The organism is Emergencia sp. 1XD21-10, assembly GCF_009936045.1.
In the GTDB taxonomy this organism is placed as follows: Bacteria; Bacillota; Clostridia; order Peptostreptococcales; family Anaerovoracaceae; genus Senimuribacter; species Senimuribacter intestinalis.
In genome coordinates, this window is sequence record NZ_QWEQ01000040.1 from 1 (window position 1) to 14574 (window position 14574).

Below are 14574 nucleotides of genomic sequence, written 5' to 3' on the forward strand. Positions count from 1 at the left end.
CAATACCGATCTATTGCTTATGCGGGGGAGTGACCGGCATTTTCTCATCGCAAAAGGATGGGATGCACAAAGCCAGACATGGGATCACGGTCAATATTTCGGTTGGGACAAGGAAGCCTTGGCAGATGCAGCATCTGAATTTTCCGGTCATGATTATGTGAGAAAACGCTTTGCGCAAAACTCGTTGCAAGAGCAATTCAAGACAATTCTTGAAGCAGAGTTTCCAGAAACGTCGGGAGAAGAAGAATTACAGGAAGAACTGTATGAGAAATTTATGGAAAGTGATCAGGCTGGGCTGTTTGGCAACGATTTAATGCAGGAGATGGCAAAAGAGATCGTGTCATATAAACAGAATAATTGTGAATTGAATAAAGGATGGGAGATGGAATAAATGAGATCTACTAACGAGATCAAGACCATGAAGCTGCCCCGCTTTCTGGCCAAGTGGAACGTGATTCCGCTGGCAGTGGGCAGCATTGATCTAATCATTTTTTTTGCATTCAATTATGTGGTAAACATTGTATGCAGCTTAGTGAGAAACGGCCTGCCGGAAACGTCCTTTGGATTTTGGAACATTTTTCCGCTTTTCTGGCGCTGGAGTGGCAGCATTATTGGATTGTATTTGTTCTTTTTGCTGGTTATGGCAGCATTGGACAGCATCCTTGTATATCAGATTAGGGCAAGTTTGTCAGATAAAGAACTAAGGCATGGGCAGAAAGGTACTGCAAGGTGGACCACACAAGAAGAAGTACGGCAGCAATATAAACCGGTGCCTTTGAAAAATGATTTCTATCCAGGTAAAGGAGGCACAATTATATCCCGGCAGGAGGAAACTCTCTACATTGATGATAGCCACTCGAATACACTGGTAATCGGCACGACCAGATCTGGTAAAGGTGAGATGTATGTTTTGCCAAGCATTGACGTCTATTCCAGGGCGAAATTGCTGAAGGACAGACCGTCCATGATCGTCTCAGACCCAAAGCTGGAGTTATATAAAAGTAGTAAAAAGACACTGGAGGCGCGCGGATATATCGTGCGGCTACTTAATCTTGCTGACCCGATGCATTCTATGGGATATAACCCGTTGCAGTTGGTGGTGGACTACTATCGGGCAGGACTTGTGGAAAAGGCTCAGATGGCGGCCAAGACTTTCAGCTTTTCCATTTTCGCTGCGGATAATTCCACGCAGGAGCCGATTTGGAAAAACACAGCAACAGACTTGTTTACAGCTCTGATTATCGCCATCGCCACAGACTGCATGGAAGAGGATAAGCAGCTCAATGAGCGGCGGCGTATGGCATGGATGGAAAAACGCAATGCTTTCACTGCGCTGACAGAAGAACAACAACAGCTGGCGAGAAACAAATATGAGGAACTTTCGGGTGATGGAAAAGATGTATTGCTTAATGAACGACTCTACTATATTCCACCAGAGGTAAGTTTTACAGAAATACATCCCAATGAGAAGAAAGTCAGCTGTTTTTCGTGCCTGAACTTTTTCAGGGAACTTTGCGATAGAAAAGCCCTGGCTAGGGCAACGAGCCAGATGGAACGAGAAAAGATTGCAGAAACGGCTTTGGATGAATATTTTAATAATCGTCCTCCGCTGGATTATGCGAAAAGCCTTTATCAGGAAATCAAAACTGCCGGCGACCGGACCAAAGGCAGTGTATATCTTAATATGCAGTCTGCAGTATCCATCTTTGCACTGGATAATATCGCAAGGCTGACGGCAGAAAACGATGTAGATATTGAAGAAATCGGTTATGGGGAAAAGCCTGTGGCTATTTTTATCGGGATCCCATCAGAGGATAGATCTAACCATTTTCTGGTCACAACTTTCATCGCCCAAGTCTACCAGTACCTGTTCAATCTGACTAAGACGCGCAAAGGCAGCAAGCAGGGCAAGCTGGATCGGCGAGTTAAGTTCATTCTGGATGAATTCGGAAACTTCCCGGAAATCGAAAACTTTGCCGGTTTTGTGACGGTATGCCTTGGTCTTGGGGTCAGTTTCGACATTTATGTACAGGCGCTCAACCAGATTTCGGCAATATATAAGGATCATGCTAAGACGATCCTTGAAAACTTTGCAAACCAGATCTACATAAAGAGTATCGGAGATGAAACAGCAGAGGAATTTTCGAAGGTATTGGGTAAGGCCACTATCGTAGAGGTACAGCGCTCTGGCAGCAGGTTTACACTGGATAAAAACTTCACTGAAAGTGCGAGTGAAAGACCGCTTATGTATCCCGATGAGCTTGCCAGGCTCAGAGAAGGAGAGTGCGTGGTCTATCGCGGCATCAAGCGAACAGACCGTCTGGGCGTTGCGATTGAAAGCTACCCTATTATAAATGAGTATGCCGATGAACCGTCAGAACGAATAAAGCAGCAGATAAAGAGTGAAATGCTGGAAGCAAGAAGCCATGGCCAAATTATGCGGCATCCGGATGAAAATGAGAATCGAGACACGACCGAGGAAGAAGAGATGCATATTCGTATTGGGCACTGGCGAATGAGACAGGGCACAGCGCTTTTATACAGGTACATGTATCTTACTGACACATTTCCAAATCCTGATGATATTGCTATTGAGGACATTAACACAGAGAGCCGGGCGCATATTGACTATACTTCCATGATTTATGAGCCGGAGACTGCAATTGCGAATATGGCAAGAAAAAAGGAAAGCTATATGAAAATGGAAGAACTGCCGGAGTATCTGCAGCTTTGCTATAAGTTGCAGCAAATTGATGAGGCATATAGGGAAACTCTCGGTATTACCACAGGAAAAGAAACCTTGTCAAAAGTTACGGAAGCCGTCTGTAAAAGCGGTTATACAACAGAAGAAAAAGAAAAAATACTGGAATTGATGGGAGGCGCGGCATGAGTAAAAAAGAACTCATAGACTTTTACCTGAATAATGGGGATCTGCTTACCCAAAATGATATCGTGACCGGAGCGCTGAGGACGATAGGCTTTTGGCTTTTGAAGGTGCTTACCACTGTGGCAGATGCTTGCAGGCAGCTGTATGATATTACTTTCGGGCTTATAGACTTTACAACATGGCCAAAGATCAATACCTTTATTGAGAATTTTAAGCCAGTATTTGTGGCACTTATGGCTATATCAATTTTTGCCCTTGGGATCATGCTCATCGCAAACCATGAGAAAAAGCCGAAAATTGCAATTAACATCTGCATCGCCTGTTTATGCGTGACCTGCTCAGCAGTAGTATTTCAGCAGCTCAATACGGCGGTTTTGGATGCAAAAGCAGGTATAGATAGCGTGACGGAGGATACTGCTACTGGAAATGTATATGATATCATCGGCAACAACATGATGGATATCTATTATCTGGATCAGCAGATCGGGCTAAGTAATATCAATTATGAAGAGAATGAGAATAAGCTGCCGCATCCTAAAATGACCAGCCAGAGAATGAATGTTATGGATTATGCGGAAGTAATGGATCCTGATAGTGATAGTTATGATTTTAATGATGATGCAGCCGAAGATATTCTGACGCAGATGATTATTACTGGAGGTGATGGCAACAGCTATGATGTCGGAGAGATCTATGATGGTGTAGCTTGGACCTCTGTGGGGAATAACTTTTATTACCGCTACAAGATCGACTGTCTTCCGGTGATATTGGAATTGCTATCCATCATCGTCTTATACATTGCTATGGCGTATAAATGTACCAGACTTGCTTTTGAATTAGTTTTTGCAAGGCTTTTAGCGTATCTTTACAGCGCAGAACTATCCGGTGGACAAAAGATTGCAAAGATTTTAGTATTCATCAGAGATACGTATATACTGCTGTTTGTTACTACTCTTTGCATCAAGCTGTTCTACTTCTTTACAGCGTACATTGATGAACTTGCAATGAACTCTCTGCTTGAAGCTGCTATCATTCTGTTTATTGCTTTTTCCGTCATTGATGGACCAAACCTGGTGGAAAAACTTCTTGGTATGGATGCCGGATTAAAATCATCAACTGCGCGGATGATGGCAGTATATAAGGCTGGAAGTGGTGCGGCACATAGAGCGATGCATACGGCTGCAGCACCGGCAAGGATGGCAGCACGTTATGGTATGCAACGCTATATGATGAATCGTCAGGCTACAGCTACTAGTGAAGCTGTTCGAAATGCTATGGATGGAGACAGAGGAGCTGCTGGCTTTATGGATAGCGAACATGGGCAGGAGGATAACACTGATGGAAAATCTGCAGTAGCAGGAGATCCACAGAGCCACGGTAATCAGAATGATTATACCGGACAAGAACGATCTGAAACAGGCTATGATGCAGGAAATCAAAGAAATGCAGAACAGAACTTTTCTGATACATCATTTATGGATGCAGGTACAGCTGAGGATGCTGCATCTGGCGAAAATGATAGAGACCAAAGTCAGCACAGTGCAGAAAACAGGGGCACTTATGATGCTGCCTTTATGGACAACTCTGCAGATGAGGGAGAGCCAATCGGTGATACAAGCGTTGACACTCCGGACGAAGGCAAGCAGCAAGGGACATTCATGGAAAATAGTGGACAAGATAGAAATAGACCAGATACTGCTGCTGAAAATCAAGGTAAACGGATGTCAGATACTGTAGCCAAAGAGAAGCCTGATGCACATAGTAAAAAAAGAAAACCAGATCGTTTTGATCAGATGATGGAGCAGGGCAGCACTGTCCAAAAGCACCAAAGCAGCAGTCTGGATCAGAACCGGATTGTATCAAGATATAAAGGTCGTATTTTTGATCGTAATATCAAGGATGGAAACATAAGAAAGGATGATGATAAATGAAGTATTTAATCACAGAGGAAATTGAAAGTCCAAACCGCGTGTTTAAAAATGTTGAGGCATTGGACTTCTTCTTTGTGTTAAGTTATATGGCGATAGTTTATGCGCTGAAGGCTATGGTACATCCTTCACTGCATATCCCTTACTATATTTTTTCATTGTTTTGCTGCATCTTTTTGACTTGCAGAAGTGCGTTTAACCGTAAAAGAAGAAATATGGAAAGCGTTTTTCTGCTTTTAAAGCATAATACGGCTGTTTACAAGGCTGTATATGGAGAGGAGGTGCAAGGTCTTGCTGCAGAAATCGAAAAAGAATAAGGAAGAGAAGGATCAGTCAGAGAAGAAACCGGCTGCACAAAAGAATAATCTGGATATCCTGCCCATCCGGTATTATGACGAGGATGCAAAGGCATTTGTATTAAAAGATGGCAGCTATTTTGACATTTACGAGAAGGTGGCTGATGACGTAGATAATATGATGGAAGACGAGGTACAGATGCTAATGATCAGGCTTGCAAAATTTCTGAAGCTGTATAAGGATGACATCAAGATTATCAGTATGAACTTCCCGACGAATCTGCTTAGTCAGGAGAAGAGACTGACGAAGAAAATGCAGGAGACCAACGATCCGGTGCGGAAAAAATGGCTGCAGCGGTCCATTTCTGAATTGCAAAAAGCGGAAAAGGGCACCCGTAAGCGTGAATACTATTTTGTCCTTATGAGCAAAACCGCAGAACAGCATTATGATCAGGTGCAGCAGCTATCTATCCTTGGAGACGGTGTGCGTGAGATTAGTTTGGAAAAAAAGCTGCAGATCGTGTACAAACTGTGCAACCCAAACTCACTGATTGTAAGGGAGGAAGGAATAAAATGAAAAGAAAGAAACAGAGTACAAAGGCGACAGACCGTATTGATCTGCCGCTTTTTTCTTACATACAGCCACAGGGCGGCATTACCTTTGCCGCCCCTAACTATATCACCACTGGAGACGGCTATACCAAGATCATACATATTTACCGGCTGCCGACAAGGCTAGATGATTACTGGTTATCAGACATTACGCGGCAGAAGGACTGCATCACGGTAATCGATGCGTCAACCCGCGACAAACGGGAGGTACAAAAGAACATCAACCGGGCGCTGCAGGAGGAATTCAGCCGGGAGCAACACGCGACCAATTATCAGGAAATCTACGACAGCCAAAAGCGCCAGCACCAGCTGCAGCTGATGTACGACGAAGTAAAGTCCATGGGGGAAGTGGTCAAGATGATGCACTTTCGGATCTTTGTTTCAGGTAAGAGTTTGGTCAGTGTGGAGGAGCAGTGTGGTGAGATCATGGAGAATCTGGAAGCAGATGAGTATATGCCGACCATTTTGCTCAATGAAGGAGAGCGGGAATGGAAATCCCTCTGGCAAAGTTATACCAGGCAGGCGGCAGAACCCTTTGCTATTAAGGGACTGTCACTCATGACAGAACAGATTGCCGGCGGGTATCCGTTCAAGTTTTCATCCCTTGAGGATGACAGTGGAGATCTGCTGGGCTTTACGGGCTGTGGTGGATGCGTGGTGTATGATGAGTTTGCGAAAACAGATAGGCGAAAGCATTACAATACCCTTGCGGTAGGAGATATGGGCAGCGGAAAATCTACCTTTCTAAAGAAGCGTTTTCGTTCGCGTGCTGAGCGAGGTGACTTTGTGCGCTGCTTTGACATCTCTGGAGAATTTACGCAGCTGACAAGAGAGTTTGGCGGTAAGATCATAAAATGTGACGGCCAACATGGGCTACTAAATCCTTTGGAGATTTTGCGATCTGGAGACGATGATGGAACGAACTATGTTCGTCATATTTCAAAGGTAAGTGCGTTTTATCAGTGCTTAGTACCGGGCACCACATATAAAACTCTCATTGACTTACAGAATATTTTACGGTCTTTGTATGAACGTTTTGAGTTAGTGCCGGGAGAAGGGAAACGCATTACAGGGCTTCCAGCAAACAGGTATCCGACGTTTTCAGACCTTGCAGCTTATATAAAAGAAGAAATGGATGTGAAAACAGATGAAGCCGCAAAGGCAGATGATGTGCGAAAGGCGCTTCTGATTCAGGAAGTCAGCCAGCTGAATAGCATATATAAAGCAATTTCGTCTCTCGTGCGAAACTACGGTCAAATGTTTGATGGCCATACAACCATTGATAATATTGTTGACGAAAAAATCGTTACTTTTGACATCAGTACGATTAAGGATCTGGACAACATCTTTGTGGCCCAGCTCTTTAACATGACCTATTTTTGCTGGGATAATGCCGTCGCCAATGGCGGATATATGAAAGCGCAGTACGAGAGCAAGGCCCTGTCTTTTGAGGACGTAGTACGGTTTCTTATCATCATTGACGAGAGCCACAGGTGGATTAATGCGAAGTTTGAGTTTATACTTGACCTTATCATTGTGATTTTGAGGGAGGCGAGAAAATATTTTGTGGGCGTTACTTTGGCGTCACAGTCCATTCGTGATTACGCTCCGGAAGGATCATCAAGTGAAGCAATAGAAAAGCTGAAGATTATCTTCGAACTTACGCAATACAAGTTTATCTTTAAGCAGGACTCTAGTGTACTGCCTTTGATAGATAAACTATTTGGAGGAGTGCTCAGTCCGTGGCAGCGAGAAAAGATTCCATATTTAGAGCAAGGAGAAACGATTCTATCTATCGCAGGAGATCGGAATATCTTTTTTAAAGTTTGGCTTTCAAAACAGTATGAGGAGCAGCTGTTTGCCGGAGGTGCATGATGGATATTTCCAAAAAAAGATGGGTTTTGCCGTTTGGTATTGGATCGGGCGGCATACTTTTATTGCTATTGATCCTGCTTCTTGTCATTGTTGTCTCTGTTGCTTCAGAGAGCGGTGGCAGAAGAGGCAGTATAAGTATGGAAGGACTTCCAGAGATTTTGACAGAAGAAATGATTATGGGAGCCATGGACAGCGAAGAAAAATATGACGTGCCGGCGTCTCTCACTTTGGCGCAAATCATCATAGAGAGCAGTGGCAGTTATCCGGGAAATTTGTCGCTGCTTGCTTACGAATGTCACAATTTGTTCGGAATGAAAGGCATCGGGCCTGCCGGTTATAAAGAGTATCAAACTGGTGAGCAGACCTCAGGTGGAGAAAGCTATGTGATTACAGCAAAGTTTAGAAAATATCATAATGTTGCAGAAAGCATTGACGACCATGGGCAGCTTCTATCGAGTGGTCACTATACGGCATATACCAAAGGCTGTAAGACTGCGGATGAATGGGCGGTTGCCATTCATAAGGCAGGCTATGCGACTGCTGTTGATTACAGTCAGCGTCTGATTGAGATCATGACAATGTATGACTTGTACCAATTTGATAATGGCGGAGGATATGTGAAAGGAAATGGTGCTGCCACAGGAAAATATGTGTGGCCTACCGTATCCAACGGTATCATCACGTCATACTTTGGGTATCGAGATGCGCCGACTGCCGGTGCAAGCACATACCACGAAGGAATTGACATTGCTGCTTATAGCGGTGCACCGATTTATGCAGCAGATGGGGGAACTGTCGTTTATGCACAAAACTCTGGCGGAGCTGGTGGCTACACAATTAAAATTGACCATGGTAGAGGCGTCCAAACCAGTTATATGCATTTGAGATCGGATGGCATACTGGTAAAGGCTGGCCAGAAGGTAAGCAGGGGTCAGAAGATTGGAAAGATGGGAACCACAGGTATTTCAACCGGAGATCACTTGGACTTTCGCATTTTTATACACGGCAAAGCGAAGGATCCGCTAAATTATGTAAAAAAGCCAAGCGCAAAATAAGAGGTGAATAAATGGAAGGAAGAGTTTACATATCGGCAAAAGATGAAATGAAGAAAAAAATTAAACTGGCAATGTCCAAACAGTGGCAGATCATTTACACAGATAATCTGCAAGAAGCTGATTATATCCTGATTGAAAAACAACCAGACGGCAGACTGTTGGATGCACAGTTTGCAACTCTTATGGCAGCAAGGGAAGCAAATATTCCAGTTAGATATTTTAAATTGGGAGAAGAAAAAATGCGCGTCAATGCCATGAAAGAGACACGCAAGAATTTTGACATGGAGATTGAATAATGGGAAATATCAATGACAAAGTGGTAGAAGAACGCAATGCAAAGATCAAAAGGAGCGGCAATCGACTTCTAGTGAGTATTTTCATTTTGTTTATCGGTGGATATTTTTTCTTTTTTACATCGAATTTCTGGATGCCGCCGGCGTATGAAGATATTCAGGTCACGCAGATTGGCAGTTCAGTTGAAAAAAATGACCGTAAAGTTACGCTTCTGTCGTGGACATGGGATCAGAGCACTGCAAAGCAGGAAATCATACTAGATATTACAAACGGATCAGCCGATGGTGTTGATACATATGATTTTGAGGCAGTTGATATTAACAAAGGTCAGATGAACGTGGAAGTAATCTGCCAGGCACCGGATTTTGTAGTGCTCTGTATCGAAGATGTGCCAAGCAGATGGTCCGAAATATCCTTGCGTATAAAACTCCCAGAGGAAGTCGATCCGGAGGAAGTAGCGTTTGATACCATCAGGCTATATACTTCAAAAGAAGCGATTGGAAAGATGGAGGTAAAAGAAGGTATGGATGAGGCTGCCTACAGAAAGAGGGCTTGCGAAATCAGAATATCTGATTACAATGCTCAAATTGATCAGCATCTTGCGGATATTGAATCATTGCAAACGACGGTAGCTAATGCAAAGAAACGAATAAACGAATTGGAGAAGGAGCAAGCCTATCAGACTGAAAGCGAACAGGCAGATACCCTGGCCATGATATCTTCTTTGCAAAGCGAAGTATCTACAGCGGAGAGTGAGCAGGAAAACGCAAAGCGGGAGATTCGCCAGCTGCAGGAGCAGATTAAGTTGCAGGAAAAGTTAAAGTCTACATATTAGGGAGGTGAAACCATCCATGGAAAATATCGTATTTATAGGAAGTCCAGTTGCAGGATACTTTGTCGAAGAAGTTGCCCGTGAGAGAAAATATAGTTATATGCAAATTGATGCAAACGCCCATATTAAGCGGACGACCAATGATATTTTGGCTTATGCAGGATATGGAAAAAATCCTGTCAGTATTCTGATTTATGACGTTGACGGTTATATTGACAGTGCTGAGGAAATCGCAGCGGAAATCGCCGGAACAGCCAGGACGTTAAATGCCAAACCGATTATATACATGCCGTCTTTTTTGCCAGGTGCAGCGCTGCCACAGGCACTGCTTGCTAAAGATATAAAGAACTTTATTTTTTATGGTTCTGCAGCAGATCTGAAAGATCAGCTGCAAAAAAATATGGGAGGATACTATGATGTAAATGCACGTAAAGAAGTTGAAGAAATGGAAAAGGTTCAGGCAGAGACCCAGGCAAGGATTGATAACTTTCGAAGCATCGGCTTTGCTGGAACTCAAAGCCGCATCGGCACAACGACCCAGGCGATTCAGTGTGTGAAGTATCTACAGCTTTTAGGCTACACTGCCTGCTATGTCCAACTGAACCAGACACAGTATTTTGACCTGTCCCACCGCAGTGGCAAAGTCAGGGCAGTATCCTATGTGGAAAAGTGTGCAGCATGGTATGAAGAGAGAAAAGGTCCCGCAGTGATTTATGGCGGTGTTGATTTGTATGAAAGCCAGGAAGCATTGACAGAAGCGCAAGAAGTCTATGACTATTATGTTTATGATTATGGAGCTGTTTTTGACCGGGACTTTGACCGGACGGCATATATTAAGGACGACGTAAAGATTTTAGTGGGCGGAGGTAAGGTGCAGGAGTATGATGCTCTGGAACGGATTATTGGTCTTCCGCCGTATGTTTCCTGCAGTGTGATTCTTTCGTTTATGCCGGAGAACAACGATGATAGAAGTGACGCCCTGCGGCTGCTTACAGATGCAGGAGGAAATCGCCCCATTGTTTTTGCAGGCTACACGCCGGATCCTTTTGTGTTTAGTGACATAGAAATGTATGCAAAACTACTACCGCTGGAAGAAAAAGTAGCAGAAGAGATAGAGGAAGCCAAGCCGCAGAAAAAGCGGTTTACATTTAGGAAGAAGGTGAAAGCATGAGTTTGTACGGAAAAAAGGCTGCTCTTGTGCAGGAGCGGCAAGAGCAGGAACAATTGAAAGAAAGATATGGAATTGAAGATGAAAGCCATCAGGTTGAAGTCAGGGTAACGAATAACACAGTGCATTATATCTTGCATACCCTTGGTCTAACAGCTAGAGTGGCTGCAACAATTGGAATTGCTGTACTTGCTGCAACAGGTGTTGTTGCCTGGACGTTTCCGGAATGCCGCGTGGAAGTGATGAAAGTGGTATTGGAAGCATGGGAGTATATCGAGCAAGGTCTAAAAGGAGGTGCGTGATGCCAAGAATCATAAAAATGTACCTTACGGACCACCATCAAGTGAAACGGATACTCAGCACTAAACTACAATTACAGTTAAGGCACGGCATATATGAAAAAGTAGATGAAAAAGCAATAACGCGTCTGCTATATTTTGACAGAGAAACGATTTTGGACAAAAGCATAGTTACGGATCCATCATATATCGCGCTTAAAAAAATTGAAAATGTTATTGGCGTACAGTATTATAACGCTTTTGAACCGAGTCCTAGTGGCGCTGTGCGTTTTGAAGTGCTTGCAAAAAAAGCGCGGCTTACAGAGAAAATGGTTTATCGATGCGATCTTATGACGGTGGATTTCGATACAGATCAAGTCTACTCTTTTGATGTGCAGGAAACCGATGCTGTGCACTTTACATTGCAGCAGTGGACATGTAATAACATGGCTGCGACTTATACAAGGTGTTTACAGGATCTTGGTGTAGATCTGCGTTATGATCCGGAAATATTTCCGCTGATTGCAGCTATCGAAAAGCAACAGGATCTACAATCTGCCGTGAGCAGTCCTGAATCGAAGAAAACAGTACATAGGCCGTATAGCTATCTGGAACTATTCTGTGCGCTTGACGGACAGATTAGCCCGACAGATCTGTCCGAAATCCTTTTTGATTTTTACGCTGCAGGGATTGTTTCCTGGCCAATGGCTATGGGAGATGGCATAATAGGCAGCATGGCAGACCTGATTCTGCAGCTTGACAATCTGGCCGGCACGCCATGGCAGAAACAGGCGCTGCAATATCAGTATCGTGATTTGCCGTCGCGAATTTGGAAAAGCATGGAAAGCCAGTGTGGTATTTGGGTACTTAATGTGCCGGAGTTTGGCATCCTATATAGCGAGATTCAGAATAAAAAACAGAAGCTGGTGTTAGATACCCTTATTCGCAGACAGTTGTCCTTATACGTTTCAGAGTCAGCTTCAGCAGAGAATATGGATCCAGATATGCAGATACAAAGGCTGCATACGGCAGATAGCTTGGTGCGCTTGCTTAGAATCTATGCCGCAGGGAATCAGGAAGAGACCACAAATATTATGGGAAAACTGAGTATCTGCAGATATGTGCTCAAGGAAGGCAAAGGCTATAAAATACGAGAAATAGATAAAGTCATGCTACAGTACTTGCCGGAGCATTTGTACAGTATGGACTTATACAGCCGTATACATCACGCGATACAGGAAGTAGCTGATGGAAAGGTATCGGAAGGTGCATATAAAGAGGCTGTAGATCGTGCCATAAGGCAGGATATAGCGGAAATAGAGAAACAGATTTCAGAAAGGAGAGATGCCGCGAATGAAGATTGATTTTGATATGAACAATGAAAGAACACAGCGAAAAATTGGTATCATAGCTGTTATTCTTGGGATTATCCTTATTGCGGGAATAGGATTGTATTTCTTATTTTCGGATAATAGTGATGTCAAGGAGCCATTGCCAGACAATGGTGAACAGGAGGAACAGATCGACAAGGTAAAAAGACAGGCAATGATTGATGAAATCAATGCGGATGCCGGCGGGGAGGAAGATATAGATACAGAAAAGGCAAAAACGGTTATGGGACTGAGAATTGTTATAGCAGATGAAATTCTGGATCTGTATCTGGACGGTAATGCGGAAAAACTGCAGGAGGAAATGGAAAATTTTCTTGTGGAGTATGATTTCTACATGGACGTCACCAAAGCAACCTGTACGCAGATCATTACTATGGACTATAAAAAAGAAATAGCGTATATAGAATTTAAATTAAATGATCCGGCAAGGACCATCTTAACGCTGGAATACAAAGAACATAATGAATATGAGTTCAATTTCCGGTAAGGCTGGTCCTTGCCGGCCTTTTTCTATTATATGAAACTTCACGAAGTTTTTTCTTTTGTCTGTTCACTTGGTTGCTCATTTTATCACCTTCATTCGTTTCGGCAAGGGGCGAGCGGTTGTAAAAATCATGGATTTTTCTCCACCGGCAAGTCTGCCCCCCATTGCCTCATCTCACTACGGCAGGTCGCCTACGGCGTCCTTCTTTCGCAACTATCAAGTGAACAGCACGACAGTGCTTACAGTGCAGGCGTGCTAATTTTAAAAGCCTGATAGGCGGAAGTGGAGGAAAACATGAAGAGTTTTGAAGAATTTAAGGCAGAGGTGATGAAATGGATGCAAGAGAAGGCAAAGGAGCAAGAGTATATTCTGTCGGAAGGACAGAACTACAAAGTCAACCAGCAGTTGGACTACGTAAGTCTTGGAAAAAAGCAGAATCCATCATGTCAGCCCATGGTATATGTACAAGATATGTACATTGCATACCATGAGGAAATGGAGAAAGGTGATTATTCGGAAAAGGACATCATAGAGACTGTGTTAAGAAAATTTTGGGATATTCTCACCTCCAGCTTGAAGATTGCGCAGGAAATTCCAAGAAATCTAGAGGATAAGACCAAATTAAAGGAACTGGTTATGTGTCAACTAGTAAATGCGGATAAAAACAGGGAGATGCTGAAAAATATGCCACATAGAGAGTATCTCGACCTGGCTATTATCTATCGTGTCATGTTTGACGATGAAAGTTCGGCATTGGTAACAAATGGTCTGGCAGGCGATATGGGTATGGAAGAGGAAGAACTTTATCAAATGGCAAGGCGAAATCTGAACCGTATTTTGCCAATTAAAGAAAAAATAATGGATAGTGAGGATGATATTGATATGATTTTCATATCTTCCAATTTTATATATGGTGCGACAGTCCTTTTGGATACAGAAAGATTGGGGCAATTTGCAGAAAGGATAAGGGGAGATTTTTATATTATACTTTCCTCTATTCATGAACTCATCATTATGCCAGCAAGTAAATGGGACAAAGAAGCATTGGAGGTAGCGCTCTGGGAATTCAATAGAACGGCAATTGAGCCAGATATTTATCTGTCAGACACTGTTTACCTCTACGATAGTCAAACAAAGACAGTCAGAATCGCGTAGGGAAAGGCTACTATGAGCAAGGGGGGAGAAATCCCCTCAATGCTCTGACAAATAAAAAAGCCCGTCTGAAAAGTGCCGGACGAAGGCTGCATCCTTCGTCCGGAAATCAGGGCAGCAAATAGCAGCCCTGATAAAAAAGGAAACTTCACGAAGTTTTTTATCTATCTGACCACTTTTGGTTGCTCATTATATCACTTCCAGTCCCGTCGGCAAGGGGCAAGCGGTTGTATTTGCCCTGTGGGCAAATCTCCACCGGCAAGTATGCCCCCTATGCCTCTGCTCCTTCCAGCGGGCCGCCTGCGGCGTCCTCTTTTCGCAA

At 43.5% G+C, this 14574-nt stretch carries 14 protein-coding genes; all 14 read left to right on the plus strand.

The window, feature by feature from the left end; genetic code table 11:
• Positions 1 to 391 (plus strand): hypothetical protein (locus tag D1151_RS15535; protein WP_161909491.1); only part of this gene is annotated, 391 nt, incomplete at its 5' end.
• Complete coding sequence (locus D1151_RS15540) at positions 392 to 2890, plus strand: type IV secretory system conjugative DNA transfer family protein (RefSeq protein ID WP_161873794.1); 2499 nt, start codon at positions 392 to 394, stop codon at positions 2888 to 2890.
• Entirely contained in the window at positions 2887 to 4818 is a 1932-nt protein-coding gene (locus D1151_RS15545; RefSeq protein WP_161873795.1) for a pLS20_p028 family conjugation system transmembrane protein, read from the plus strand. The genes D1151_RS15540 and D1151_RS15545 overlap by 4 nt, the downstream gene beginning before the upstream one ends.
• The gene (locus D1151_RS15550) at positions 4815 to 5132 is read left to right on the plus strand and encodes a DUF5592 family protein (RefSeq protein ID WP_161873796.1); all 318 of its coding nucleotides are present in this window, start codon (positions 4815 to 4817) and stop codon (positions 5130 to 5132) included. Before D1151_RS15545 ends, D1151_RS15550 begins: the two co-directional genes overlap by 4 nt.
• Positions 5107 to 5688: a conjugal transfer protein TraC gene (locus D1151_RS15555; protein WP_161873797.1), complete on the plus strand. Its 582-nt coding sequence runs from the start codon at positions 5107 to 5109 to the stop codon at positions 5686 to 5688. The genes D1151_RS15550 and D1151_RS15555 overlap by 26 nt, the downstream gene beginning before the upstream one ends.
• The gene (locus D1151_RS15560) at positions 5685 to 7598 is read left to right on the plus strand and encodes a VirB4 family type IV secretion system protein (protein ID WP_161873798.1); all 1914 of its coding nucleotides are present in this window, start codon (positions 5685 to 5687) and stop codon (positions 7596 to 7598) included. The genes D1151_RS15555 and D1151_RS15560 overlap by 4 nt, the downstream gene beginning before the upstream one ends.
• Positions 7598 to 8653 (plus strand): peptidoglycan DD-metalloendopeptidase family protein, encoded by a 1056-nt coding sequence (locus D1151_RS15565; RefSeq protein ID WP_161873799.1) that lies wholly within the window; start codon positions 7598 to 7600, stop codon positions 8651 to 8653. Before D1151_RS15560 ends, D1151_RS15565 begins: the two co-directional genes overlap by 1 nt.
• Before the next feature lie 11 nt (positions 8654 to 8664).
• Positions 8665 to 8949, plus strand: coding sequence for a hypothetical protein (locus D1151_RS15570; protein ID WP_161873800.1), 285 nt, complete (start codon positions 8665 to 8667; stop codon positions 8947 to 8949).
• Entirely contained in the window at positions 8949 to 9782 is an 834-nt protein-coding gene (locus D1151_RS15575) for a hypothetical protein (RefSeq protein ID WP_161873801.1), read from the plus strand. Before D1151_RS15570 ends, D1151_RS15575 begins: the two co-directional genes overlap by 1 nt.
• Before the next feature lie 16 nt (positions 9783 to 9798).
• Positions 9799 to 10950 (plus strand): hypothetical protein, encoded by a 1152-nt coding sequence (locus D1151_RS15580; protein ID WP_161873802.1) that lies wholly within the window; start codon positions 9799 to 9801, stop codon positions 10948 to 10950.
• The gene (locus tag D1151_RS15585) at positions 10947 to 11249 is read left to right on the plus strand and encodes a hypothetical protein (RefSeq protein WP_161873803.1); all 303 of its coding nucleotides are present in this window, start codon (positions 10947 to 10949) and stop codon (positions 11247 to 11249) included. Before D1151_RS15580 ends, D1151_RS15585 begins: the two co-directional genes overlap by 4 nt.
• Positions 11249 to 12589: a hypothetical protein gene (locus D1151_RS15590; RefSeq protein WP_161873804.1), complete on the plus strand. Its 1341-nt coding sequence runs from the start codon at positions 11249 to 11251 to the stop codon at positions 12587 to 12589. Before D1151_RS15585 ends, D1151_RS15590 begins: the two co-directional genes overlap by 1 nt.
• The gene (locus D1151_RS15595) at positions 12579 to 13103 is read left to right on the plus strand and encodes a hypothetical protein (protein WP_161873805.1); all 525 of its coding nucleotides are present in this window, start codon (positions 12579 to 12581) and stop codon (positions 13101 to 13103) included. Before D1151_RS15590 ends, D1151_RS15595 begins: the two co-directional genes overlap by 11 nt.
• A 291-nt stretch (positions 13104 to 13394) precedes the next feature.
• Complete coding sequence (locus D1151_RS15600; RefSeq protein WP_161873806.1) at positions 13395 to 14255, plus strand: DUF5688 family protein; 861 nt, start codon at positions 13395 to 13397, stop codon at positions 14253 to 14255.
• The last annotated feature ends 319 nt before the right edge of the window (positions 14256 to 14574 follow it).

Coding starts and splice junctions, on each gene's coding strand:
- D1151_RS15540 (WP_161873794.1), top strand. CDS start 392: ATGAGATCTACTAACGAGATCAAGACCATGAAGCTGCCCCGCTTTCTG.
- D1151_RS15545 (WP_161873795.1), top strand. CDS start 2,887: ATGAGTAAAAAAGAACTCATAGACTTTTACCTGAATAATGGGGATCTG.
- D1151_RS15550 (WP_161873796.1), top strand. CDS start 4,815: ATGAAGTATTTAATCACAGAGGAAATTGAAAGTCCAAACCGCGTGTTT.
- D1151_RS15560 (WP_161873798.1), top strand. CDS start 5,685: ATGAAAAGAAAGAAACAGAGTACAAAGGCGACAGACCGTATTGATCTG.
- D1151_RS15565 (WP_161873799.1), top strand. CDS start 7,598: ATGGATATTTCCAAAAAAAGATGGGTTTTGCCGTTTGGTATTGGATCG.
- D1151_RS15570 (WP_161873800.1), top strand. CDS start 8,665: ATGGAAGGAAGAGTTTACATATCGGCAAAAGATGAAATGAAGAAAAAA.
- D1151_RS15575 (WP_161873801.1), top strand. CDS start 8,949: ATGGGAAATATCAATGACAAAGTGGTAGAAGAACGCAATGCAAAGATC.
- D1151_RS15580 (WP_161873802.1), top strand. CDS start 9,799: ATGGAAAATATCGTATTTATAGGAAGTCCAGTTGCAGGATACTTTGTC.
- D1151_RS15585 (WP_161873803.1), top strand. CDS start 10,947: ATGAGTTTGTACGGAAAAAAGGCTGCTCTTGTGCAGGAGCGGCAAGAG.
- D1151_RS15590 (WP_161873804.1), top strand. CDS start 11,249: ATGCCAAGAATCATAAAAATGTACCTTACGGACCACCATCAAGTGAAA.
- D1151_RS15595 (WP_161873805.1), top strand. CDS start 12,579: ATGAAGATTGATTTTGATATGAACAATGAAAGAACACAGCGAAAAATT.
- D1151_RS15600 (WP_161873806.1), top strand. CDS start 13,395: ATGAAGAGTTTTGAAGAATTTAAGGCAGAGGTGATGAAATGGATGCAA.